24 protein-coding genes are annotated in these 24086 nt (G+C 71.7%); 15 read left to right on the top strand and 9 right to left on the bottom strand.

All coding sequences use genetic code 11. The features are described 5' to 3' along the window. Positions 1-13 precede the first annotated feature (13 nt). Both AC0QU1_RS15470 and AC0QU1_RS15465 read left to right on the top strand, forming a co-directional pair. Positions 14-685, top strand: a complete 672-nt coding sequence (locus AC0QU1_RS15470) for a GntR family transcriptional regulator (RefSeq protein ID WP_483570496.1) — start codon at positions 14-16, stop codon at positions 683-685. A gap of 107 nt (positions 686-792) precedes the next feature. Beyond that, positions 793-2019 carry an acetyl-CoA C-acetyltransferase gene (locus AC0QU1_RS15465; protein WP_483570495.1) on the top strand — a complete coding sequence of 409 codons (1227 nt, stop codon included), beginning with the start codon at positions 793-795 and terminating at the stop codon, positions 2017-2019. 64 nt (positions 2020-2083) lie between these two features. Here the strand turns inward: AC0QU1_RS15465 and AC0QU1_RS15460 are convergent, their stop codons facing one another. Continuing rightward, positions 2084-2725, bottom strand: a complete 642-nt coding sequence (locus AC0QU1_RS15460; protein ID WP_483570494.1) for a TetR/AcrR family transcriptional regulator — start codon at positions 2723-2725, stop codon at positions 2084-2086. Between the two features lie 142 nt (positions 2726-2867). Here AC0QU1_RS15460 and AC0QU1_RS15455 point away from each other — a divergent pair, with 142 nt between their 5' ends. Together AC0QU1_RS15455 and AC0QU1_RS15450 are read left to right on the top strand one after the other, a co-directional pair. After that, the gene (locus AC0QU1_RS15455) at positions 2868-3923 is read left to right on the top strand and encodes an alpha/beta fold hydrolase (RefSeq protein ID WP_483570493.1); all 1056 of its coding nucleotides are present in this window, start codon (positions 2868-2870) and stop codon (positions 3921-3923) included. A gap of 108 nt (positions 3924-4031) precedes the next feature. Continuing rightward, complete coding sequence (locus tag AC0QU1_RS15450; protein WP_483570491.1) at positions 4032-4535, top strand: SRPBCC family protein; 504 nt, start codon at positions 4032-4034, stop codon at positions 4533-4535. A gap of 105 nt (positions 4536-4640) precedes the next feature. Here AC0QU1_RS15450 and AC0QU1_RS15445 read toward each other — a convergent pair whose 3' ends face one another. Continuing rightward, the gene (locus AC0QU1_RS15445) at positions 4641-5003 is read right to left on the bottom strand and encodes a DUF4267 domain-containing protein (protein ID WP_483570489.1); all 363 of its coding nucleotides are present in this window, start codon (positions 5001-5003) and stop codon (positions 4641-4643) included. Positions 5004-5089: 86 nt separating this feature from the next. On the opposite strand from AC0QU1_RS15445, the gene AC0QU1_RS15440 reads away from it, so the two are divergent. Continuing rightward, on the top strand, positions 5090-5710 hold the full coding sequence (locus tag AC0QU1_RS15440; RefSeq protein ID WP_483570487.1) for a TetR/AcrR family transcriptional regulator: 621 nt from the start codon (positions 5090-5092) through the stop codon (positions 5708-5710). Positions 5711-5917: 207 nt separating this feature from the next. Here AC0QU1_RS15440 and AC0QU1_RS15435 read toward each other — a convergent pair whose 3' ends face one another. The 3 genes from AC0QU1_RS15435 to AC0QU1_RS15425 are packed head-to-tail and all read right to left on the bottom strand — an operon-like array spanning position 5918 to position 7353. Continuing rightward, positions 5918-6169: a hypothetical protein gene (locus AC0QU1_RS15435; RefSeq protein ID WP_483570485.1), complete on the bottom strand. Its 252-nt coding sequence runs from the start codon at positions 6167-6169 to the stop codon at positions 5918-5920. 20 nt (positions 6170-6189) lie between these two features. Next, a complete protein-coding gene (locus tag AC0QU1_RS15430) occupies positions 6190-6318 on the bottom strand; it encodes a hypothetical protein (RefSeq protein ID WP_483570484.1) in 129 nt (42 codons plus the stop codon). A 60-nt stretch (positions 6319-6378) separates the two neighbouring features. Continuing rightward, positions 6379-7353, bottom strand: coding sequence for a quinone oxidoreductase family protein (locus AC0QU1_RS15425; RefSeq protein ID WP_483576705.1), 975 nt, complete (start codon positions 7351-7353; stop codon positions 6379-6381). Positions 7354-7446: 93 nt separating this feature from the next. Between AC0QU1_RS15425 and AC0QU1_RS15420 the strand changes: the two genes are divergently transcribed. After that, entirely contained in the window at positions 7447-8046 is a 600-nt protein-coding gene (locus tag AC0QU1_RS15420; RefSeq protein WP_483570482.1) for a TetR/AcrR family transcriptional regulator, read from the top strand. 483 nt (positions 8047-8529) lie between these two features. Here AC0QU1_RS15420 and AC0QU1_RS15415 read toward each other — a convergent pair whose 3' ends face one another. After that, positions 8530-9822, bottom strand: a complete 1293-nt coding sequence (locus tag AC0QU1_RS15415) for a cytochrome P450 (protein ID WP_483570480.1) — start codon at positions 9820-9822, stop codon at positions 8530-8532. 163 nt (positions 9823-9985) lie between these two features. Between AC0QU1_RS15415 and AC0QU1_RS15410 the strand changes: the two genes are divergently transcribed. Continuing rightward, positions 9986-11185 carry a sulfotransferase family protein gene (locus tag AC0QU1_RS15410; protein ID WP_483570479.1) on the top strand — a complete coding sequence of 400 codons (1200 nt, stop codon included), beginning with the start codon at positions 9986-9988 and terminating at the stop codon, positions 11183-11185. A gap of 44 nt (positions 11186-11229) precedes the next feature. Here the strand turns inward: AC0QU1_RS15410 and serA are convergent, their stop codons facing one another. Together serA and AC0QU1_RS15400 are read right to left on the bottom strand one after the other, a co-directional pair. After that, positions 11230-12468, bottom strand: coding sequence for a phosphoglycerate dehydrogenase (gene serA, locus AC0QU1_RS15405; protein ID WP_483570477.1), 1239 nt, complete (start codon positions 12466-12468; stop codon positions 11230-11232). Positions 12469-12632: 164 nt separating this feature from the next. After that, entirely contained in the window at positions 12633-14903 is a 2271-nt protein-coding gene (locus AC0QU1_RS15400) for a HelD family protein (protein ID WP_483570476.1), read from the bottom strand. Positions 14904-15079: 176 nt separating this feature from the next. On the opposite strand from AC0QU1_RS15400, the gene AC0QU1_RS15395 reads away from it, so the two are divergent. The 5 genes from AC0QU1_RS15395 (at position 15080) to AC0QU1_RS15375 (ending at position 20215) form a co-directional block, all read left to right on the top strand. Next, positions 15080-16411, top strand: a complete 1332-nt coding sequence (locus AC0QU1_RS15395; protein ID WP_483570474.1) for a PP2C family protein-serine/threonine phosphatase — start codon at positions 15080-15082, stop codon at positions 16409-16411. After that, entirely contained in the window at positions 16408-18057 is a 1650-nt protein-coding gene (locus AC0QU1_RS15390; RefSeq protein ID WP_483570473.1) for a sensor histidine kinase, read from the top strand. The genes AC0QU1_RS15395 and AC0QU1_RS15390 overlap by 4 nt, the downstream gene beginning before the upstream one ends. Positions 18058-18163: 106 nt before the next feature. Then, positions 18164-18583, top strand: coding sequence for a response regulator (locus tag AC0QU1_RS15385; RefSeq protein ID WP_483576704.1), 420 nt, complete (start codon positions 18164-18166; stop codon positions 18581-18583). A gap of 167 nt (positions 18584-18750) precedes the next feature. After that, entirely contained in the window at positions 18751-19680 is a 930-nt protein-coding gene (locus tag AC0QU1_RS15380; RefSeq protein WP_483570472.1) for a proteasome assembly chaperone family protein, read from the top strand. Positions 19681-20011: 331 nt separating this feature from the next. Continuing rightward, positions 20012-20215, top strand: coding sequence for a cold-shock protein (locus AC0QU1_RS15375; protein ID WP_020016705.1), 204 nt, complete (start codon positions 20012-20014; stop codon positions 20213-20215). Between the two features lie 322 nt (positions 20216-20537). Here the strand turns inward: AC0QU1_RS15375 and AC0QU1_RS15370 are convergent, their stop codons facing one another. Beyond that, entirely contained in the window at positions 20538-21584 is a 1047-nt protein-coding gene (locus AC0QU1_RS15370) for a spermidine synthase (RefSeq protein WP_483570471.1), read from the bottom strand. A gap of 100 nt (positions 21585-21684) precedes the next feature. Here AC0QU1_RS15370 and AC0QU1_RS15365 point away from each other — a divergent pair, with 100 nt between their 5' ends. The 3 genes from AC0QU1_RS15365 (at position 21685) to AC0QU1_RS15355 (ending at position 23953) form a co-directional block, all read left to right on the top strand. Further along, a complete protein-coding gene (locus AC0QU1_RS15365; RefSeq protein WP_483616223.1) occupies positions 21685-22152 on the top strand; it encodes an SAV_6107 family HEPN domain-containing protein in 468 nt (155 codons plus the stop codon). A 28-nt stretch (positions 22153-22180) separates the two neighbouring features. Further along, the gene (locus AC0QU1_RS15360; protein WP_483570468.1) at positions 22181-23422 is read left to right on the top strand and encodes a DNA polymerase IV; all 1242 of its coding nucleotides are present in this window, start codon (positions 22181-22183) and stop codon (positions 23420-23422) included. Between the two features lie 105 nt (positions 23423-23527). Next, complete coding sequence (locus tag AC0QU1_RS15355) at positions 23528-23953, top strand: SCO2097 family morphological protein (RefSeq protein ID WP_483570466.1); 426 nt, start codon at positions 23528-23530, stop codon at positions 23951-23953. Positions 23954-24086: the final 133 nt, after the last annotated feature.

The following is a 24086-nucleotide window of genomic DNA, read 5'->3' as shown; positions in this document are numbered from 1 at the left end:
ATATGTTGCCACCGTGACACAGACGAAGCCGGTGACGCGGGCCGCGCAGATGCACAACGTCCTGAGGTCGGCGATCCTGCGCGGTGAGCTCGCTCCGGGGGAGCCGCTGCGGCTCGCCGCGCTGGCGGCGAGGTACGACGCGAGCCAGTCGGTCATCCGCGAGGCGCTCGGGCGGCTCGCGGAGCACAACCTGGCCGAGCTCACCCCGAACCAGGGATTCCGCGTCGTGGACATCTCCCGCTCCGACCTCGTGGCGATCACGGATCTTCGCGTCATGCTCGAAGGGGAGGCGCTGCGCCGCTCGATCGAGCACGGGGACGTGCAGTGGGAGGCCGCCGTCGTGTCCACGCACCACGTGCTCGAGCGCGCCCCGTTCTCGCAGGACGGCGAACCGGGAACCACGCAGGACTGGAGTGACGCGCACGCCGGGTTCCACATCGCCCTGGTGTCGGCATGCACGAATCACCGGATGCTGGCGCTGACGAACTCGCTGCGCGACGGCGCAGAGCTGTACCGGCAGCTGTCGGGACCCAGCGCGAAACTCACCCAGCGCGACATCGCGGGGGAGCACCGTGAGCTCATGGAGCTCGCGACGGCTCGTGACCCGCGCGCCGTCGAAGCCCTCGAACGACACATCCGCCGGACGACGGACGACCTGCTCGAAGCGGGAGTCCTGGAGCCATGACCAGGGGAGACATCGACGTCGTCCTCGCGTTCTGAGCGCGAGCACCGGTCGAGCGGATCCTGAGCACCACCTCATCCCGACAGTGCAGTCCAGGGAAGGAACAACCCATGCCCGAAGCCGTCATCGTCTCCACAGCCCGCTCCCCGATCGGGCGCGCCGGCAAAGGCTCGCTCCGCCAGATGCGCGCCGACGAGATGACCGTCCAGATGGTCCGCGCCGCGCTGGCGAAGGTCCCGCAGCTCGACCCCGCGCAGATCACCGACCTCATGCTCGGCTGCGGGCTCCCTGGTGGGGAGCAGGGGCAGAACATGGGCCGGAACGTCGCCGTCCTCCTCGGTTACGACCACCTGCCCGGGACCACGATCACGAGGTACTGCTCGTCGTCGCTGCAGACCACGCGGATGGCGTTCCACGCGATCAAGGCCGGCGAGGGCGACGCCTACATCTCCGCCGGCGTCGAGGCCATCAGCCGGTTCGACAAGGGCACGTCCGACCAGATCGAGGGGCAGGACCTGGCCAACCCGCGCTTCGGCGACGCGATCGAACGCACCGCGGATCGGGCCGCAGGGGGCGGAGGCGCGTGGCAAGACCCACGCGAGCGCGGCGAGCTGCCGGATGTCTACATCGCGATGGGGCAGACGGCCGAGAACGTCCAGCAGGTCCTCGGCATGAGCCGGCGCGAGCAAGACGAGTTCGCCGTCCGCAGCCAGAACCTCGCCGAGAAGGCGATAGCGGACGGCTTCTGGCAGCGCGACATCACCCCGCTGACACTGCCGGACGGCACCATCGTCGCGGCGGACGACAGCCCACGGCCCGGCGTGACGTACGAGGCGGTGAGCCAGCTCCAGCCGGTCTTCCGCCCCGACGGCACCGTGACCGCCGCGAACGCCTGCCCGCTCAACGACGGCGCCGCCGCGCTCGTCGTGATGAGCGATGTCAAGGCCAAGGAGCTCGGCATTACCCCGCTGGCCCGCATCGTGTCGACGTCGGTCACCGGCCTCTCGCCCGAGATCATGGGCCTGGGCCCTGTCGAGGCGATCCCCGCCGCGCTCACGAACGCCGGGCTCGCACTGGGCGACATCGACCTCTTCGAGATCAACGAGGCCTTCGCCGTGCAGGCGCTGGGCTCGGCCCAACAGCTCGGTATCGACATCGACCGCCTGAACGTCAACGGTGGTGCCATCGCACTGGGCCACCCGTTCGGTATGACCGGCGCCCGTATCACCAGCAGCCTGATCAACGCGCTCCAGCAGCACGACAAGCAGTTCGGCGTCGAGTCGATGTGCGTCGGCGGCGGCATGGGCATGGCGATGGTGATCGAAAGGCTGGCCTAGTGACAGAGCACGTCGGACGGATCCGACCACGCCGACGACGACCGGGGTTGGGCGGAGCTGTCTCCTACGAGACCGATGCGGCCACCCGAACACCAGCGGTGTCGGGTACGCGGGCGGTGTCCCAGACCCGCATCAGCTCGGTGATAGCCGCTTCCAGGATCTCTAGGGCGGTGCCGTCGCGGCTCTCGTGCGAGAGCCCCCACAGGAATCCCGTGAACACGGCGGACATGGCGTCCGGGTCGGTCGTGGGGGAGAGCTCGCCGGCCGCGACGGCGCGCCGCACGCAGGCTGTGACGTTGCGCCGCACCACGGCGCGGTGGTCGGCCAGCAGCGCGCGGACGGCCGCGTGGTCGGTGGAGCCGACGGCCGCGGCCAGCACCATCAGGCAACCCGAGGGGTGGCTGGGCTCGGTCTGCATGCGCGCGGAGGCGCGTAGCACGCGCTCGACCGCCTCCCTCGGGGGCAGTGACTCCTCGCCCACGGCGTCGGTGACGCGGCCGAAGGATCCCGCGTAGGTCTGGACGACCTCGTCGAACAGGGCTTCTTTGGAACCGAAGGCGGCGTAGAAGCTGGCTGAGGAGATGCCCAGCTCGGCGCGCAGCAGGGCGAGTCCCGTCGCGTCGTAGCCGTGCTCCCAGAACAGCCGTAGCGCTGTCTGCAGCGCGGCCTCCCGGTCGAACGCCCTCGGCCGTCCCGTGCGTGGCATCTGGCCTCCTCTCCGGACTTCTAGGCTAAGTGGTCCAGAAATTTCTCACAAGCACTTGTCACGCCCGGCCGACCTGTGTTGCACTTATGGCTCGATCGATCCATAAGTTGATCGGTCCAGGAACAGTGAGGACGGAGACATTATGAGGATGCGAGCACTCGGCGTCGGTGGAGCCGTGGCGGCGATCGTTGCGACGACGGCGCTGCTACTACCCGGCGCGCTGGCCGGCACGCTGCCCGGTGCCGGGCCGGAACAGGGCTCGCCGCCGGCGTCCGCCCAGACCGTCGCGGCGTCGGTCGCTTCGCAGGGCGAGGCTCGGCCGCAGCAGGATCGCGAGGCTCGGCCGCCGGCCGGCTACAGCTCCCACCACGCGCGGGTCAACGGGTTCCGGATGCACTACCTGCGCGGTGGGAGCGGGTCACCGATCGTGCTGCTGCACGGCTTCCCGCAGACCTGGGCCGAGTGGAGGGACCAGCTCGGCCCGCTGGCCGAGGACCACACGGTGATCGCGGTCGACCTGCGGGGAACCGGGGACTCCGGCGTCCCGAAGGACGGCTACGACACCATCCAGATGGCCAAGGACGTGCACGCGCTGCTCACCCAGCTCGGCCTGAACGACGGGATCCAGATCGTCGCGCACGACATCGGGGCCTGGGTCGCCTACCCGTACGCCGCCCTGTGGCCGTCCGAGGTGGAGCGCATGGCCCTCATGGAGGGCCCGATCCCCGACGAGTCCATCTACGGCTACCCGGCCCTGAACGCCGACGGCGGCCCGTCGATCTGGCACTACGGGTTCTTCCAGCAGGAGATCTCCGAGAGCCTCGTGGAAGGGAGCGAGCGTGAGCTCGTCGAAGGCTTCATCGGCCAGTTCCTGGGGGACGAATCGGCCTTCACCCCGGCCGACTACGAGTTCTACGCGCGGTACCTCCGGGAGCCCGGGCGCTGGGACGCGTGGCTGAAGATGTACCGGACGCTGCACGTCGACGTCCAGCAGAACGCGGAGCTGCAGGCCCGCGGGCCGCTGCCCATGCCGATCCTGGCGATCGGCGGGGAGAAGTCGCTGGGCACGTACATCGGCACGCAGCTCAAGCAGTACGCGACCGACGTCGACACGAGGGTGCTGCACGGTGCCGGCCACTGGGTGACCGAGGAGCGGCCCCACGAGCTGACCCAGATGCTGCGCACCTTCCTGCGGTGACCCCTGGTCGCGCGGGTGCCCCGCCTTCGGTCAGGGCGGGGCACCCGCGACCACCCACACCATCCGCTAGCCCATGAAATCCGCCAGCTCATGAATAGGGAGTCGCCCATGTATGACAAGGTCAACTGGCCCGACGAGTTCCACCCGCGGATCTCGGCCATCTACGGCCTGAACGACATCGACGTCAACGCGCCACCAGAGACCGTCTGGAAGCTGCTGGTCGACGCCGAGAACTGGTTCACCTACTTCCCGCCGGAGAACCAGATCAAGATCACCACCGGCACACCCTGGCTCGAGCTCGGCAGCGAGTACAGCCGGTTCACCGTCGGATTCACCATGCGCTGCGTGGTGACCGAGTTCGAACCGTTTCACCGGCTCTCCTGGCGCACATCGGTCGATGGCGACGAGACCGGCTCGACGGCCTACCACGGGTGGGTCATCACCCCGACCAGCACCGGAAGCCACGTGCTGACCGAGGAAACACAGCAGGGCGAGTTCTTCCTGGAGGAGATCGGCCGCAAACGCCCGGGCGCGGTGTACGACTACCACCAGGACTGGATCGAACGCCTCGCCACAGCGGCCGAGGCGGAAGCAGCCCGTGGCAACACGTGAGCCGCCGCCCGCCACGAGCCCGTCGTGACGGAGTGAGCACCTGAATTGCTCAACAGGCTCAGGATGCGCCCGTCAGGCGGCCATCCACCCGAGCCCCTGGCCCGTTCAGACGGCGAACAGCAGGCCCGCGCTGATCAGGACGACGACGGCCGTGGCGAGGTGGATCCCGAACGCGACGGCCTTGCTTCCGCCGTGGCGCAGGACGATCAGGGTGTCACCCAGCGGCGCAAGTGCGACGGCAAGCATGAACCAGGCCTCGGCGCGGGCGCCAGCGAACACGAGCAGCACCAATCCCACGATGCCGAAGGTGGCGTCTCGCAGGCCCTTGATCTCGAGGTAGGCCCGGTCCTGGGTCGCGGGGACGCCGTAGCCGGCGGCTGCGGGATACGGCCGGAGCAGGAACCGCACCCCGATGAAGAGGATGAACAGGTTGAGGACCACGGCCAGGGCGTACGCGACGACAGTCATCCCGCACCTCCTTGCTAGCACTGATAGATGATTTAGCAACGCTAGCAGAGCGGGAGCAGATTCCCTAGCGGCGCTAGGATCCGGGTATGACGACGGGGGCGCGCCGTGAGCGCGAGCGGGCGCAGCGCGAGGAGCTGATCGTCAGGGCCGCGCGGGAGCTGGCGGAGGCGGAGGGCTGGGAGGCGGTCACGACCCGGCGGCTCGCGGCCGAGATCGAGTACAGCCAGCCCGTCCTGTACAGCCACTTCAAGGGCAAGAGCGCCATCATGACCGCCGTCGCGGCCCAGGGCTTCGAGGAGCTGGCGAACGAGCTGTGCACCGCACGGACCGCGGCCCGGGGCGCGGTCGAGGCTCTGGCCGCGGTCGCGGCGGCCTACACGGAATTCGCCCAGCGGCGCCCGGCGCTCTACGATGCCATGTTCACCCACGCCGTCGACCTGCCGTTCGCCAGCCCCGACGCGCCGGCCGCTCTGCGCGACGGGTTCGGCGAGCTGCTCCAGGCCGTCCAACCGCTGGCTGGGACCGACGACCCCGGCCTCCTCGCCGAGACCTTCTGGGCGAGCCTGCACGGCCTGACCGTGCTCGAACGCAGCGCTCGTCTGCCCGCGCAGGCCCACGACCAGCGGCTGGCGCTGCTGATCGGCCGCCTCGCGCCCGACCATGGCCGACCTGCAACCGGGCTGCCACTGGCACCGCGGCAGCGATGACGAACCGGGGAAAACCCACCGACCTGCCCTGTCCGTCCACCGCGCACGAGTTCCATGGACCCCACGCTCCCGGGGCCCAGTCCGGACGCTGCGCGGATGTCGCAGGTCTGTCGCAGACGACGCGAAGACTATTCTGACCGCAGGCGTCCCTAGGGCGTGTTTGAGATTGGGGTCAGCGTCGGCCGATCCAGTCGAGGACCTCGTCAGCTATGGCGTTCGGGGCTGCTGGGTGGTCTTGGTGTCTTTAGCGGTCTTGGGGTAGTAGCGGTGCAGCTCGTGGCCGCCGAACGTGCCGACGTTCTTGGAGATTGAGAAGAACCAGTCGGCGTCGTCGATGTCGGGTGAACGACGATGAACGTGTTGCCGCCGCGGCCCAGGGCCTTGGACCAGGCCGATCAGGTCGCCGCGCGTGGGGTCGTGGAGGTAGGCGCCGCCCTCGGCGTCGACGTAGAACGTCACGCGCCCCAGGATGCCAGCCCTCAGGCGGCCCTCACGAGCGCCCGGGCCCAGTCGTCGATCACCGCGACGGTCACGGTGGCCTCGTAGCGGACCTGGAGCTTGTCGAACCGGGTGGCCACGGCCTGCCAGCGTTCGAGCCGGTTGAACATGCATTCCACCGCGTGCCGCTTGGCGGCGGCGTACGTGCGGATCTCGCAGGATCGTTCACCTCACGGAACGAGAAGTATCCGGCCGGACGTCCGCCCCGCCTCCAGGCGGCGGTGAGCCTCGGCGGCATCGACGAGCGGGAGGACGGCGTCGATCACCGGGCGTCCCACGTCGCCGCGTCCGGCTGCCGCGAGGAACTGCGGATAGTCGACGCCGAAGATGTCCGCAGCCCAGCCCGGACCACCACAGCCGACGACCAGCAGGCCGCGTTCGCGGATCTTCGTCGAGTCGATCACGGCCGGCTCACCGCCGAGCGTGCCGTACAGCAGCATGCGTCCCGTGCTCGGCGTCAGAACATCGAGCAGCCGTCCGGCGACTGCGCCACCGACCATGTCGAACACGACATCGACGGTGGCCCCGGCCAACTCTTCGGCCAGCCGGTCCGGCCAGTCCGGGTCGGAGTGGTCGACGACCAGCTGCGCGCCGAGGGTGCGCACCCGATCCCGACCGGCCGCCGTGCCGGCCGTGGCGATGACCCGTCCAGCGCCAAGCTCGCCGGCGCGCGGCACGAGGTAGCCGCCGATCTTGCCCGAGCCGCCCTCGACCAACACGGTCTCTCCGCCACGCAGGCCAGCCTTCCGTGTCAGGCCGAAGGCCATCGCGCCTGATGCGGCCATCGCGACAGCGTCGGTGGCGGGCAGCCCGTCGGGCACGGCTGTCACCATCCCGGCGTCCACGGCGGCGTACTCGGCGTACGAGCCCCGGCCACCGGTGATGGCCACGACGCGGCTGTCCTTGAGCGCTGGGTCGACCCCCTCGCCGACCTCCTCGATCACGCCGGCTGCCTCGGCGCCGAGCACCAGCGGGAACGGGAACGGCATCGGGATGGCGCCGGACCGCATCATCGTCTCGCCGGCGCTGACGGCGGCAGCCTCGATCCGCAGCAGCGCCTGCCCCGGCCCAGGAACCGGCACAGGAATGCGGTCCGGCACGAGGACTTCGGGCCCGCCGGTCCCGTGCATCACGACAGCGCGCATGGTTGTCACAACCGACCTCCTAAGTGAACCACCAGTTCAGTTAACCGGAAGCTACTGTATGGACCGACGGTTCAGTTGTCCAGGGAGGGATGCATGCCGGAGCCGAGGCGGGAACGCGCTGACGCCGCCCGCAACCGGGTGGCCATCCTGCGCGCGGCCGAACGACTGCTCGTCGAGAGCGGACCCGACCGCGTCTCACTGGAACAGGTCGCCCAGGCCGCAGGCGTCGGCAAGGCCACCGTCTTCCACCGGTTCGGCAGCCGCTCCGGCCTGATGCGCGCGCTGATGGAAGACCGGGTGCGCAAGCTCACCGAGGCGATCGAGGACGGGCCACCCCCGCTCGGGCCCGGGGCGCCCGCCACGGACCGGCTACTCGCGTTCCTTGACGCCGTCATCGACCTCGCCACACGCAATGTCGCGCTGATCGCGGCATACGAAGAGGCTGCTGACGAGGAACGCCAGGCAGGTGACGTCTACCAATACTGGCACCGCCATGTCAGCAGCCTGATCGCGCAGTCTCGTCCCGAGTTGGACGTCGAACTCCTCGCCCACATTCTCCTCGGCGCCCTGCACAGCGACCTCGTGGTCCATCTAGTCCGGCGCGGCGATACCGACCGGCTGACTGCCACACTCCACGAACTGGTCGGCGGCCTGCTCACCCCACGATCATCGAACGGTTCACGACACAGATGACGAGGACATCACTTCCTGACACATCGACGTCACATCCGTCGAAGGAGGGGAACAGGGCGCCGCAGGCAAGACCATCAAACCCGGGGGCTTGATATGTCCGCGCGGACACCTGGCTGACACACTTCGTGACACAGTTGCCCGCCTCCGGGCAGCCTGACACGCAACGTGACACGGTCGCAGCACCCACTGACGCCCACGGTTGCCCACCATCGCCACCTCATGGGACGCTGGGTCACACAGTCCAGGAACGGCAGAATCAAGCCGTTCTGACCGCCGACCAGGGTGGGTGGTACGGACTCGGACACGCGCCTCGCGAGCGGTCTCAGCGACTTCCCGCGGCTCAGAAGATGTTCCGCCGCAAGTCCGGCTGACGCCGACGCACAGGAGGCCGCCGACCTGGTGCACGACCAGGTCGGCGGCCTTTGTGGTCCCGTCGACCCGCCGCGGGTCGGTGAGCGAGCCGCCCGTCCGCCGTCGGCCCGGCTAGGTGAACGGCGCCGCCTCGGGCGGCCACGCGACCGGCCGGGGCGCCTCCCGTGGGGAGGGGAACGTGACCGGCAGCCGGGCCGGGAACCGCATCCACGGGCTGGTGGCCCACTCGACCTCGTCCGGGTCGCCGACGAGCGTCACCTGCAGGCGCTGCAGCAGCTCCGCCACGGCGATGCGCGCGATGACGCGCCCGAGCCGCGGCGCAGGGCACCGGTGCGCCCCCGCGCCGAAGGACAGGTAGGCGCGGTTGCCCACGGTCTCCCACGGGTCGGTGGACTGGACCAGCGGGTCGTGGTTGGCGGCGTGCACCGCGACCACGACGGCCTCCCCGCGCTCGATCAGCTTGTCGCCCATCGCGACGTCGCGCACGGCGAACCTCGGCATGAGGTTGGGGTTGGTCGTGGAGCGCCACAGCACCTCGTCGAGTGCGTCGTCGATGTGCAGCCGGCCGCCGGAGACGCGCCCGGAGAACCGCTGGTCGCTCAGGATCAGCACGAGGGTCTGGGCCACCCAGGCGAGCAGGGACTCGTTCGCCGCCAGGGTGATGGCGGTGAGCGTCTGCGCGCGCTCGCGGTCGTCGTGGAAGTTCTCGTGCCGCGCCAGCACGCCCGCGATGTCCCGGGTGCCGTGCTCCCTGCTGTGGGCGATGTGCCCGCTCACGATCTCGAACAGCTCGGCGGCCAGGGCGCGCGCGTCCGCGCCCGCCTCGAAGACGGCGCGCGTGATCTCCTGCAGCCGCTGTGCCTGCCCCGGTTCCAGCCCGTCGAGCTCCGACAGCACGAGGAACGGGACGACGGCGGCGTACTCGGCGACCAGGTCGGCGCGCCCGCGGTCCTCGAACCGGTCGATGAGCATCCCGCACAGCCGGCGGGTGATCGCCCCGGCGCGCGCCTCGTCGATCTGGTCGAGGGCGTCGTCGACGGGTGGCCGCAGGCGCGCGTGCTTGGCGCCGTCGGCGTCGGCGAGGGTGGGCTTGGGCGCGCGCGGGAGCACGAGGTGGAGCGCCGACTGCGGGCCGAGCAGGTTCTCGGAGTGCCCGCGCCAGATCGACGGGTCCTTGATGAAGGTGCGGTCGTCGCGCAGCACGCCGACGGCCTCCGAGTGCCCGAGCACCAGCCAGGCCGGCACCCCCGGCTCCAGGTCCACCGGTGCGACCGAGCCCCACCGGTCCCGCAGCCGCTCGTAGACCGCGTTCGCGTCGGCGGCCGCCGTCGTCTCCACGAGCAGGGTGCGTTCGGTCACGTCACGGAGCTTCACCAGCGGGTCCGACGACAGCGGTGTGGTCACGATTCCCCTCTCGTCGGCAACCTGTGCCCGCCCGGGTGACAAGTAGGCCCCGCTCGGCATGTTAACGGACGAGGGCTCCGGATCCGCCAACGGTCAGGTCACGATCCGGGCCGGCGCGTCCCGTGCCTTGTCGCCGTCCGGCGGGATCGGCAGGATGTGCCGTATGGCCCAGGCCACACCCCTGCTCCGACTTCTCAACGTGCTGCTGGCCCCCGGCCTGCGCACCCGTAAGGATCCCGACGCCGTCTTCGACCGCCTGCTCCGGGAGGCGCAGCGTGGGCGCGTCCAGCTCGGCGCCGACGACCTCGCCGCGCTCGACGGCCTCCGCCTGCTCCTCGGCGACCACGCGGCCAACCCCGACCTGAGCGCCTTCGGCTGGATGAGCACCCAGGACCAGATCCGCGAGCGGCTGCGCAACCGCGTGATCGTGCGCGACATCCAGGCGAGCCACCCCGAGGTGCGCGACGAGCCCGTGCACGCGCCGGTCTTCGTCGTCGGGCTGCCGCGTACCGGGACCACGCTGACGTACAACCTGATCGCCCGGCACCCCGGCAACCGCGGCCCCAAGCTGTGGGAGATGACCAACCTGGGCCTCCCGCGTCCGGCGGCCGAGCGCGAGCGGCTCATCGCGCAGGCCCGCAAGCGGTTCGCGACGGTGGCGAAGCTCAGCCCCGCGTGGGCGCACCTGCACCCGCTGGTCGCCGACAGCGAGGAGGAGGACTTCATGCTGCGTGCCCACACCGAGATGTACGCGACGTGGGGTCCCGCGCCGCGCTACCTGGAGTACGTGGCGGACGCCGACCTCACCGACGACTTCCGGTTCCTGCGCGACGCCCTGCAGATCATGGCGGCCGGCGAGGCGCCGGAGCGCTGGGTCCTCAAGCACCCGATGGACCTGTGGCGGACGCCGGAGATCCTACGCGCCTTCCCGGGCGCGCGGTTCGTCTGGACGCACCGCGACCCCGCGGCCGCCGTCGCGTCCGGCTGCTCCATGGCCGAGGCGACGCACACGATGAACATCAAGCCGGGCCGCATCGACCTGGAGCGGATCGGCCGGGAGTGGCTCGGGATCTCCGCCTCCGGCGTCGAGCGTGCTACGGCGCTGCGCGAGCAGCTCGACGACGACGCCGTGCTCGACGTCGTCTACGACGACCTGCTCGCGGACCCCGAGACGGTGATGCGCGGCCTGTTCGAGCGCCTCGACCTGGTCTGGGGCGAGGCCGACGACGCGAACCTCGCGGCCGCCGTCGACCGGAGAGGCCACACGCCGCACGTGTACTCGCTCGAACGCTACGGCCTGGACGAGTCGCGGGTGGCCGACGCCTTCGCGGCCTACAAGATCCCTGCGTCGGTCCTGAGCTGATCCGGCCGGGACCCGCGGCGGCTTGCCGCGCGGCGGGTCCCGGCTCAGCGCGCGGCGGGTCCCGGCGGGAACTCCGGCCGGTCGAACGCGTCGCGGATCCGCAGCCGGATGGTGCTGTCCAGGGCCTGGAGCTTCTTGGACGCGCCCCGTTCGGTCACGTCCGAGATGTCGGTGACCACGTAGCCGATGTCGCCGCGCGTGGCGAGCATCTGGCCCTCGATGTTGGCGCCGTGGTCGGCGAAGATCTGGTTCACCGTTGCCAGCACGCCCGGCACGTTGCGGTGCAGCAGCGCGATACGCCCCACACCCGTGTGCTCGAGCTGGAGGTTGGGCAGGTTGACGCTGAGCATCGTCGAGCCGGTCGTCACGTAGTCGCTCAGCTTCTTGGCCACGAACCGGCCGATCGCCTCCTGTGCCTCCTCGGTGGAGCCGCCCACGTGCGGCGTGAGGATCACGTTGGGCAGGCCGCGCAGCACCGACTCGAAGGCGTCGCCGCGCTTCTTGGGCTCCTGCGGGAAGACGTCGACGGCGGCGCCCGAGAGGTGGCCGGACCGGATGTGCTCGGCCAGCGAGTCGACGTCGACCACGAAGCCGCGGCACAGGTTGAGGAAGATGGCGCCCTGCTTCATGCGGCCGAACTGCTTCTCCCCGAACAGGCCGGCGTTCCCCGAGCGCCCGTCCACGTGCAGCGTCACGATGTCGGCGGTCTCCAGCACCTCGTCGAGCGTGTCGGCGCGGCGCGCGTTGCCGAGCGCGAGCTTCTCGGCGGTGTCGTAGAAGACGACGGACATGCCGAGGTTCTCGGCGAGCACGGAGAGCTGCGAGCCGATGTTGCCGTAGCCGACGATGCCGAGGGTGCGGCCGCGCACCTCGTGCGAGCCCTCCGCCGACTTGTCCCACACGCCGGCGTGCAGGGACCGGTCGCGCTCCGTCATGCGGCGCGTCAGCGAGATGATCTCCGCCAGGGCCAGCTCGACCACCGAGCGCGTGTTCGAGAACGGCGCGTTGAACACGGCCACGCCACGCGCCGCGGCGGCCGTCAGGTTGATCTGGTTGGTGCCGATGCTGAAGGCGCCCACGCCGACCAGGTCGGGCGAGGCGTGCAGCACGCGGGACGTCACCTCGGTCTTGGACCGGATGCCCAGCAGGTGGACGCCGTCCAGCGCGGCGATCAGCTCGTCCTCGTCGAGCGCTCCCTTGCGGTAGTCGACCTCGTACCCGGCCGACTCGAGGATCGGGACGGAGGTGGGGTGGACGTTCTCGAGGAGGAGGGCTCGCTGCACGGACCCATGGTGCGCCAGGCGAACCGGAAGCAACAAACGCACCGGGGCGCCGTCCCGCCTGCTGGGACGACGGCGGGGCGCGCGGGACGGCGGCGTGGCGCGGGCAGGCGCGACGGCGGCGCCACGCGGGGCAAGGACGACGGCGGGCCGCGGCCGGCCGGGCGTCAGAACCCTGCGGGCAGGTCCCGGGCGTGCAGCACGACCAGCCGCTGCGTTGGCCGCGTCATCGCGACGTACAGGTCGCTCGTCCCGCCCGGCCCCTCGGCGATCGCGGCCGGCTCGACCAGCACCACGGCGTCGAACTCCAGACCCTTGGTCTCGCGCGGCGCGAGCACGGTCACCTGCGCGTCCTCCGGGCGCTGGGCCGCCAGGCGGGCGGCCTCCTCCACGCCGACGGCGGAGGCCAGCGCCCCGGCCACGGCGTCGGCCAGCCGCCCCACGCCGTCCGACGGCGCGACGACGGCCACACGCCCGGCGTCGGGCCCCACGAACTCCTTGACGAGGCCGAGCGCCTCGGCGACCACCGCGCCGTCCTCGGGCAGGCCGTCCGGGCCCGCCGGGGCGCCGACGACGCCGAGGGAGCCCTCGGCGTCGCGCGCCGCCCGCAGGTCCGAGACGGGCAGCCCGGCCGCGCGCGCGACCCGCTGGGCGGTGTCGGCGACGGTGGCCGGCGTGCGGTAGGAGACGGTGAGCTCGGCGAGCCGCCACCCGTCGCGCAGGAGCGGCGTGAGCATGCGGTCCCAGCTCCGCGCGCCGCCGGCCGACGACGTCTGGGCGACGTCGCCGACGATCGTCATCGACCGGGTGGGGACCCGGCGCACCAGGGCCCGCCAGGCCATCGGGGAGAGCTCCTGCGCCTCGTCGACGACCACGTGGCCGTAGGTCCAGGTGCGGTCGCCCGCTGCGCGCTCCGCCGTCGTCAGGGACGGGCCGGTCGCGGCGAACCGGGAGGCGAGCGTCTCGGCGTCGACCAGGCCGCCGCCCGCGCCCGTCGCGGACAGGACGCCGCGCGCGTACTCCACCTCGCGGGCGCGCTCGGCCTCGCGGCTGCGCGCCTCGGCCCGCGCCACGGAGTCGTCCTCGCCGAGCAGCTCGTACGCCTCGTCGAGGATCGGTACGTCGGACTCCGTCCACGGCGCGCCCGGCTCGCGGAGCAGCAGGCGCCGCTCGCGCTCGCTCAGCTCCGGCGCGGCCTCCGCCAGCCGGTGCGGCTTGGTGAACAGGTCGGAGACCAGCTTCTCCGGCGTGATCGGCAGCCACGCGAGGTTGAGCGCCACGCGCACGTCGCGGTCGGAGCGCAGGTCCTCGAACACCGCCGCGCGGTCCTCCGCCGACAAGGGTGCGCCCGTGAAGTCGCGGTACTGGTCCGTCAGGCGGTCGAGCATGTCGCGCACGAACCCGGCGCGCGCCAGGTTGTGCGGCTTGTGCGTGCGGCGCGCGCGGGCGATGGCCGAGCCGACGTCGCGGGGCCGGATCACGAAGTCGTGCCCCTCGACCCGCACCGGGACCTCCTGCTGCGGCACGCGCTCCCGCGCGCGCACGGCCCGCCGCACGATCTTGCGCCACAGGAGCAGGCCCTTGAGCCGGGCCACCTGCCCCTCGTCGACGGCGGTCGCCCGCACTCCCGGGATGAGGTCGCCGATGGTCGTCGAGACGACGCCGGTCTCGCCGAGCGACGGGAGCACCTGGTCGATGTACCGCAGGAACGCGCTGGACGGGCCCACGACGAGCACGCCGGAGCGCTCCAGCAGGCGCCGGTGCGCGTACAGGAGATAGGCGGCGCGGTGCAGCGCGACCGCCGTCTTGCCGGTGCCGGGGCCGCCCTGGACCACGAGCGCGCCGGTCAGGTCCGAGCGGATGATCCGGTCCTGCTCGGCCTGGATGGTCGCGACGATGTCGGTCATCCGGCCGGTGCGGCCCTGGGCCATCGCCGCCAGCAGTGCGCCCTCGCCCGACAGCGCGTCCGCGTCGATCTCTGCGTCGAGGTCCAGGACCTCGTCCTCCAGACCCGTGACCGAGCGGCCCTTGGTCACCAGGTGGCGCCGGCGCCGCACCTCGCCGGGGTGCAGCGCGGTGGCCCGGTAGAACGCCTCTGCGGCCGGGGCGCGCCAGTCGGTCAGCATCGAGCGGTGCTCGGCGTCGGTCAGGCCGATGCGCCCGACGTAACGGGTGACGGTGCCGTCGGCGGACCCGTCCGAGAGGTCGAGGCGGCCGAAGACCAGCCGGTCCTCCACGGCGTCGAGCTGGGCCGCGCGGTCCTCGTAGAGCGTGGCGAAGGCGTCGCGCTCGCTGCGGTTCTGCGGCGTGCCCGTCGCGCCCGCCAGGCGGACGTCCCGCAGCCGGTTCGCGGTGGTGCCGCGCAGGGTGTCCAAGCGGACGTACATCGTGTCGACGACTGCCTGCTCGTGGGCGAGCTCGCCCGCGATTCCCGTCACGCCCTACCTCCGTGTTCCACGAGCGAGAAAGAACCGGTGTGCCAACAACCGGCCGACCATTATCGCGCACCCGTCGGCCTGTCCGCTGACACGGTGTCATCTCGCTGGATAGGATCGCCGCCATGGCACTGGGCGGGGCAGGTACTGCGGGGCCCGGAAGAGGGTCCGAACCCGGTGTGCGCCCGTCCTGGATCGACGGCCCCATCTCGGTGCTCCTCGTCGAGGACGACGACGCCGACGCCTTCCTCGTGAGCGAGCTGCTCGCCGACGCCGACGTGGAGGCCGACCTGCGCGCCGACCTGCACCGCGCCCGGTCCGTCGACGAGGCCCTCGGCGTGCTGTCGATGGTCGCCGTGGACTGCCTGCTGCTCGACCTGGGCCTGCCCGACGCCGAAGGGCTGGACGCCCTGCGGCGCGTGATCGACGGCATCGACGTGCTGCCGGTGCAGCCGGCCGTCGTCGTGCTGACAGGGAACACGGCGCACGACCTCGGCGCGGCCGCCGTCGCCAACGGGGCCGACGACTACCTGGTCAAGGGCTCCGTCGACGGCGACGGGCTGGCCCGCTGCCTGCGGTACGCCACGCTACGGCGGCGGTCGGCCGCCCAGCAGATCGCCCTGTTCCGCAGCGAGGTGCGCGCGGCCGAGACCACGCGGCTGGAGCGCGCGCTGCTGCCCAAGGAGCTGGTCACCGACGAGCGTGTGTCCGTGCGGGTGGGCTACCTGCCGGGCGGCAACGGCCTGCTCGGGGGCGACTTCTTCGACACGGTCGAGCGGCCGGACGGCACCCTCGTCACGGTGATCGGCGACGTCGCGGGGCACGGCCCCGACGAGGCGGCGCTGGGCGCCGCGATGCGGACGGCGTGGCGCACCCTCGTGCTGGCCGACACCCCGGCCGACGACGTGCTGCCGCTGCTGGAGCGGGTGCTCCTGGCGGAGCGCGGCCGCCCGGAGGTGTTCGTCACGATCTGCCAGGCGGTGATCTCGCCCGACCGCCGGCGGATGGACGTGTACCTCGCCGGGCACCTCCCGCCGCTGCTCGTGGTGCCGCAGGCCGCTGCGGACGCGGCGGTGCTGGTCACTCACCGCTGCGAGGAGCTGCCGTCGAAGCACCGGGGCCGCGCGCTCGGCATCCCCGTCGAGGGAAGCTGGATCGCCCACCGCGTGCCGCTGCCCGAGGTGTGGACGGCGGTGCTCTACACGGACGGGCTCGTCGAGGCGGCCGTCGGCGCCGACCCCGAGGACGGCACGCCGGTGCTCCCGCCCAGCGCGCACGGGCGCATGCCGCGGCTCGGCGCGCACGGCCTGCGCAGCGTCGTGGAGCGCGAGATGGACCGGGGCACCGACGAGGTGGTGACCCGGGTGCTGCGCCGGGTCCGCGAGCTGCACGGCGGTCCGCTGGTCGACGACGCGGCGCTGCTCTTCGTCGGCTGGGCCGGGGCAGGCGCCACGGGTCCGGCGGAACGGAGCTCGACGCTCGCCGACTCGGTCGAATGGTCGCGGGCATGACGCTCGCGCGTGACGAGCACCGGTTCACCGGCGTCTCGATGCGTCGCCGGCTCGCCCGGCTGCTCGGCGCCGTGGCGGCCATGCTCCTGATCGCGCTGGTCGTCGCGGTGCTTGCCCTCGTCCAGTCCCGCAGCCTCGACGCGCGCGCCGACGGCCCGTACTACCGGGCGCTGATCGACGGGGAGCGGGCGTCGCTCGCGCTCGCCGACGCCGAGGCCTCGCTGCGCGCGTACCGCGCGACGTGCGACGACGCAGCGCTGGAACCCTGGACGCGGGCCGTCGGATCGAGCGGCCGCATCACGCTGCTGGCCGACGTCGAACGGCGCGAGCTCGCCGCCGACGGCGAGGTGGCGCTGGCCTACGAGGAGGCGGCGCGGCTGACCGAGGCGTGGTTCGTCGAGTACGCCGAGCCGGTCGTGGCCGCGGTCGAGGCGGCGCCCGCCGGGCAGATCGCCTGCCGCATGGAGCTGCTCGGGACGGCCCCGCCGTCCGCGGAGGGCGACCTGCTGTACGAGCGTGCGCACACCGCCGTCCTGACCTACCTGGCCGAGCTGAGCGCGCAGCGCGACGAGATAGTGGACACCCGGGCGGTCTGGGAGCAGCTCCTGCTGGGAGCGGTGGCGACGCTCGTGCTGGTCGTGGTGCTCATGGGGGCGATGATGTGGCTCGCCCTGGAGTCCTGGGTGATCCGGCCGCTGACCGAGCTGACGGCCGCCGTGCGGGTGGTGAGCAGCGGCGTGCTCGGGCGCGAGATCCGGCCCGCCGGCACGGGCGAGGTCGCGCTGCTCGCGATGCACGTGGAGACCATGCGCCGCGAGCTCGTGCACCAGGTGGAGGAGATCCGGCTCTCGCACCAGGAGGTCGAGAACGCGCACGGTCTGCTCAGCGAGAAGACCCGCGAGCTGGAGCGGTCCAACCGCGACCTGGAGCAGTTCGCCTACGTGGCGTCGCACGACCTGCAGGAGCCCCTGCGCAAGGTCGCGAGCTTCACCCAGCTCCTGCAGAAACGGTACGGCGGGTCGCTCGACGACCGCGCCGACCAGTACATCGAGTTCGCCGTGGACGGGGCCAAGCGCATGCAGCGGCTCATCCAGGACCTGCTGAGCTTCTCCCGGGTGGGCCGAACGGGCGTGCCGCGCGAGGACGTGGAGCTGGAGAGCGTGCTGACGGCCGCGCTGTCCGAGCTGTCCGAGCGGATACGGGAGACGGGCGCGGAGATCATGCACGACCCGATGCCGATCGTGCACGGCGAGCGCGCCCTGCTGCAGCAGCTCTTCGTGAACCTGGTCGGCAACTCGCTGAAGTTCCGCGACCCTGACCGCGCACCCGTCGTGCAGATCGAGGTGCGCAGCATGCGGGCGCACTGGGAGATCTCGGTGGTGGACAACGGGATCGGCATCGACCCGCAGTACGCCGAGCGGGTGTTCGTCATCTTCCAGCGGCTGCACTCGCGCGAGCAGTACGCGGGGACCGGCATCGGCCTCTCGCTGGTGAAACGGATCGTCGAGTACCACAAGGGCCGCATCTGGATCGAGCCGTCGGCGACCGGCGGCACCATCGTCCGGTTCACCCTGGCCCGCCGCCAGGGGCAGCCGGGCGGGGGGCGGCTTTCGACCGAACGCGCGCAGTCGACTACGCTCGTATGAGGCGGCCTGACCAGGGCCGACGGCGGGCCGCGACGACGGGGCTCTCCGCTGCCGACTCAAGGGGACAGGTACGGGCCGGGTGGTCAACGTGAGCGGTCAGAAGGTGATGGAGATCCTCCTGGTGGAGGACGACCCTGGCGACGTCCTGATGACGCGCGAGGCGTTCGAGGACCACCGCGTCCCGAACAACGTGTCGGTGGTCGGCGACGGCGTGAGCGCGCTCGAGTTCCTGCGCAAGCAGGGCCAGTACGCGAAGGTGCCGACGCCGGACCTGGTGCTGCTCGACCTCAACCTGCCCAAGATGGACGGTATGGAGGTGCTCGCGGTCGCGAAGGGCGACCCCATGCTGCGGCACATCCCGGTGGTGGTCCTCACGACGTCGGACGCCCAGGAGGATGTCGTGGGCTCCTACTCGCTGCACGCGAACGCGTACGTCACCAAACCGGTGGACTTCGACCAGTTCATCGACGTGGTCCGGCAGATCGACGAGTTCTTCGTCTCGGTGGTGCGCTTGCCGGGCCGGTGACTGGGTGGCTGTCGACCTCCGCCGTCGGCGCCCGTGGTCGCCCGCCGACGGCGCTCGTGACGCTGAGAGCGTAATGGGAAGACACCCGCCCGCTGAGGCGTTGGACCTGAGCAGACACCCTGTCGTACGGGGTGGTCCGAAGTACTCCGACGAGTGAGGGAGCGCACGTGCTTGACCCCCAGGGCATCTACGACGTCGACGAGGCAGCGGTCGCGCGCACGCTGGGTCGCAGCGTGCCCGGCAGCGCAGACGGCCCCGTCCTGCTGCACGCCGTCCGCGGGTTCGTGGACGCGGGCAGCGCGGGCGAGCTGGCCGTCGAGCACCTCGTCGACGAGTTCCGCGTCGAGCGCCTGGTGACGTTCGACGTCGACCAGCTCCTCGACTACCGCTCCAAGCGAGCGACCATGATCTTCGACTCCGACCGCTGGGCCGACTACCAGGCGCCCTACCTCGCGATCGACCACCTGACCGACGCGGAGGGCACCGGCTTCCTGCTGCTGCACGGTGCCGAGCCCGACCTGCAGTGGGAGCGTGTCGTGGCCGGGCTGATCGAGCTGGTCGAACGGTTCGGCGTGAGCCTCGTGGTGGGCCTCCAGGGCATCCCGATGGGGCTGCCGCACACCCGCCCGCTGTCGCTGACGGCGCACGCGACGCGGCCGGGCCTCGTCGACGACTACACGTCGTGGTTCGGCAGCGTGAAGGTCCCTGGCTCCCTGTCGGCGCTCTTCGAGTACCGGCTGGGCGAGGCGGGCCACGACGCGCTCGGCTTCACCGTCCACGTGCCGCACTACCTGGCGCAGTCGCAGTACCCGCCGGCCACGGTCGTCGCGCTGCAGCACACGGAGCGGGCCACGGGCCTCGACCTGGCGATCCCCGCCCTCGAGGAGGCCGCCACCGACGCCAAGATCGAGGTGGAGAAGCAGGTGGCGGAGTCGGCGGAGATCGCGGCCGTGGTGAAGGCGCTGGAGGAGCAGTACGACGCCTTCGCGCGCTCGATCGGCCGCCCGAGCCTGCTCGCCGAGACGACCCCGATCCCGAGCGCGGACGAGCTCGGGGCGGAGTTCGAGCGGTTCCTCGCCCAGCAGAACGGCGACTGAAGAACGGCGACTGAGCCGGAGGTGCGGCGCAGGGTGCGGGCCCGAGGAATGGGGTGGTGCGCCCGGAGCACAGGCTTGTCGCCCGAGGTCAGCGCCTGAGCCGGAGACGCGGAGGGCCTGATCAGCGCCCCTGCGGCCCGGTGTGTCATACCTGCGGCAGAAATGTGCGTGTTCCGTGGCACATCTGAGTGGTCCGTGCCACACTGGCGCACGTTGCAGTGACGTACCAAGGCCACGTCCGCCGTGTCGTGAGCAAGCGGGGAAAGCATTGCGGCACGGGGGCGGGCAACGGGCTCGCCGCCGGATCCCGGACGGAAGGTCGAAGGACAGCATGGCGCAGGGTTCTGTGAAGTGGTTCAACGCGGAGAAGGGGTACGGGTTCATCGCCCAGGACGGCGGCGGCGCCGACGTCTTCGTGCACTACTCCGCGATCCAGTCCAACGGGTACCGGTCGCTCGAGGAGGCCCAGCGGGTCGAGTTCGAGATCACGCAGGGTCCCAAGGGCCCGCAGGCGGAAGCTGTAGTCCCGCTCTGAGGTAGCTCGTGAGAAGGGCCGCCCTCCTTCGGGAGGGCGGCCCTTCTTCGTCCCTGGGCCTTGCTGTCCCTGTGCCTCGACGCCCGAACCGCAGGTTGCCGGTCTGACCCGGCGCCGAACCGCAGGTTGCTCGCCGGATAGGGCGCCGAACCGCAAGCGGTGTGTCGATACTGGCGCCTGGTGACGTGTTTCCTTCGGCTCGGCGTCGTCGTTCGTGACCAACTTGCGGTTCGACGGCGACTCGTGCTGCCTGATCACAGGCAGCCTGCGGGTCGACGCGGGTCAGCGGGGCACCGATCGGTCAGCGGGGCACCGATGGAGCCTATGGCCGCGGAGCGGTCGCCAAGGGTGCGGCCGTGCCCGCGAACGACGCGGCGTCCTCGCCCGCGAGGAGGGTGGCGGGTACCGCGAGGGTCCGCAGGGCGCGCCCCAGGCGGGGGTCACGCAGGTCCAGCGGCTCGACGTCGGTGCGCGTCCGGACGGCGGCCTGTGCGGCGCTCCGGACGCCCTGTGCGGCGCCCTGGGCGGCCTGTGCGGTGCCCCGGGCGGCCTCCTGAGCCTCCTCGTGGGCGCCCTCCGAGATGTCGTCCCGGTGGTCGTCCTGTGGTGGGTCGTCCGGCACCTCGCGGACGGCGGCGAGGACCAGGTTGCCGTAGCGCCGCCCCTTGAGGATCGCGGGCTCGGCGACGGCGGCGAGCCGGCCCTGCGCCGCGGCGTCGGGGCCGAAGACCTCGGCGAGGCTCGCCATCTCCCGGCGCGCGGTGGTCAGCGGCGGCCGGTCGGCACAGTTGACCAGGAGCATCCCGCCGGGGCGGAGCACGCGGTGCGCCTCGGCGGCGAACCCGGTGCCGACCAGGTGCGCCGGCGTGCGGTCGCCCGCGAAGACGTCCCGGACCACCACGTCGTAGGAGCCGTCCCGCGCCCCGGCGAGGGCCCGCCCCGCGTCGTCGGCGCGCAGGCGCAGCAGGGGTGCGCGCGGCAGCGCGAACCACTCGCGGACGAGCTCGAGGAGGCGGGGGTCGAGGTCGACGCCGAGCTGGCGTGAGCCGGGCCGCTCGTGCTCCACGTGCCGGGCGAACGCACTGCCGGCCGCGCCGAGGTGCAGCACGCGCAGCGGCCCGGGCGGCAGGAGGGCCACGAAGGCGGCCATCTGCTGCATGTACTCGAAGTCGAGGAAACCGGGGTCCGCGAGGTCGAGGCTCGAGCTCGGCACGCCGTTGACGTGCAGCGTCACCCTCTGGGGGAAGTCGGGGTCCCGGACCACCTCCGCCGTGCCCGTGCTGATCGGCACGGGGCCGACGGGCAGCTCGGCGGGGAGTGTCAGTGGTGCGGAGGATGATGGGCGGCGTCGGGCGGAACGGCGGGCCATGAGGACAGTGTCTCCCGGGCCGACGGAGCGCTTGACAGGATAGAACGTATGTTCGATAGTGTCGCACAAGGGGTTCGATCGGAGGTTCGAGATGGGCACCATGCAGTCTCAGGGCGGGCGGGACGTGGTCTCGGCACGCATGCTCGCGCCGCGCGTCGTCCCGCCGGGCGTCAGCGCCCTGCTCCGCAAGGCGGACGCCGAGCTGGCGGAGGCGGCGCGTTCGGCCGACCCGGGGGACCGGTTCGTGCACGCGCACCTCGCCGCGATCCGCTCGGCCGCGGCGGTCGTGGCGCTGCGCGGGCGTCCGTCGGCGCGTTCCGGCGCGCGGACGGTGTGGGACATGCTCGCGCACGCCGAGCCCGACCTCGCGGCCTGGTCCGGCTACTTCGCGTCCGGCGCGCCCCTGCGGGCGGCCGTCGACGCCGGTCGCCCGGAGCAGGTCGAGCCCGCGCGGGCGGACGAGCTGCTGGCCTGCGCCGAGGACTTCCGGGACGAGGTGGCCATGCTCGTCGACCCGCAGGCGGGGTTCTCGACCCAGCGCCTGACCCTGGTACCCGAGGCGTCGTGACAAGAGCGGCAAGAACTGGAGCACGTTCGTGAGCAAGGGGCCGCGGTCAGCGGCGGCAAGACGTGACTGGGGCTCGGAGGAGTCCGGCTGCTCGGTGCTGCACCTGGACATGGACGCGTTCTTCGCGTCCTGTGAGCTGGCCCGGCGGCCGGAGCTACGGGGCCTGCCGGTCATCGTGGGCGGCCAGGAGCGCGGTGTGGTGCTGGCGGCCACCTACGAGGCCCGCGCCTTCGGCGTCCGGTCCGCCATGCCGATGACGCGGGCTCGGCTGCTGTGCCCGCAGGCCACCGTGGTGCGGCCCGACCACAACCTGTACCGCGACGTGTCGCGTGCGGTGATGGGCCTGCTCCATGAGGTCACGCCGCTCGTGGAGCAGATCAGCGTGGACGAGGCGTTCCTGGACGTGAGCGGCGCCCGGCGCCGGCTGGGCCCGCCCAGCGCGATCGGGGCCGAGCTGCGCCGCCGGATCGAGGCCGAGCACGGCGTGACGGCGTCGGTCGGCATCGCGCGGAACAAGTTCGTGGCCAAGCTGGCCTCCACCCATGCCAAGCCGGACGGGCTGATGCTCGTGCCCGCCGCGTCCACCGTGGACTTCCTGCACACGCTGCCCGTCGGCGCCCTGTGGGGCGTGGGGGAGAAGACGGAGAAGGCCCTCGCCGCGTGGGGGATCACCACCGTCGCCGAGCTGGCGCACACCGACCTGCCCAGCCTGCAGGCGGCGGTCGGCCGGGTCAGCGGCGCACACCTGCACGACCTCGCCTGGGGGCGTGACCCGCGTCCCGTGGTGCCGGAGCGCCGCGAGCACAGCATCGGCGCCGAGACCACCTTCGACACCGACCAGGACGACACGGCGGCGGTCAGCCGGCGGGTGCTGGAGCTGTCCGACCGGGTGGCGGCCCGGCTGCGGCACCAGGGAGTGCTGGCGCGGACGGTGTCGGTGAAGGTGCGGTCCAGCGACTTCGCGACCTTCACCCGGTCGCGCACGCTCGACGGGCCGACGGATACCGCGCGGGAGATCTACCTCGTTGCGCGCGAGCTGGTTGCGGCCGTCGACCTGGGCGGCCTCCCGGTGCGCCTGGTCGGGGTGCGGGGTGAAAATCTCCAGCGCCGGGACGGGTCGGTGCGGCAGCCGACGCTCGAAGAAGCGGTCGATCCGCGCCACGGAGCACAGCGGGAGGCGGAGCTGGCGCTCGACGCGGTGCGGGAGAAGTTCGGAAAAACGGCGATCGACCTGGGCATGCACCACAAGAACGGCACGCATCACTACTGATCTGCCCCTATAGTCGCTGTATGCCCGGGATGTCGACTACCAACGACGGCCGGGTCGTCCTATCCTGGAAGGGACACTGTTCCTTTGCGAGATCCGGGGGTCTCGATGCCTCTGTCCGAGTACGAGCAGCGGGTGCTGGAGCAGATGGAGCGTGCTCTGACGTCAGACGACCCGCGGCTGGCAAACACGCTTCAGTCCACTGGCCGTGGTAACGCGCTCCGTTACGTTCTGTCCGGAGCCGGCGTCGTCGTCGGTCTGCTTCTTCTTGTCGTCGGTGCGGCAACGTCGCGTACCTGGCTCGGGGTCATCGGTTTCGTATTGATGTTCGCGGGGGTGGTCTTCGCGTTCCTCGGGCCACGCAAGAAGCAGCAGGATGGTCCGGTCGGCGTCGTCGGGGAGGACGGCACGGTCCAGGCGCCGCACGGGGGAGCACGCAAGCCCCGCAAGCGGCAGGGCGGCGGCCGCTCCGGCGGCTTCCTCGCCCGTCTCGAGGAGCGCTGGGAGAACCGGCGCAACCAGGACGGCCGTTAGCGGCCGTCCGATCCCCGGTGGTCCGTCCGCGGACCACCGGAACACGTGCGTGACAGGCACACACAGGTGAGTGACTGACACAGCGACATGACGGGAGCCGGGCCCCAGCAGGGGCCCGGCTCCCGTCTTCGCG

This window comes from Promicromonospora noduliphila (assembly GCF_056951025.1).
This window is presented reverse-complemented; position numbering and strand designations above follow the sequence as displayed.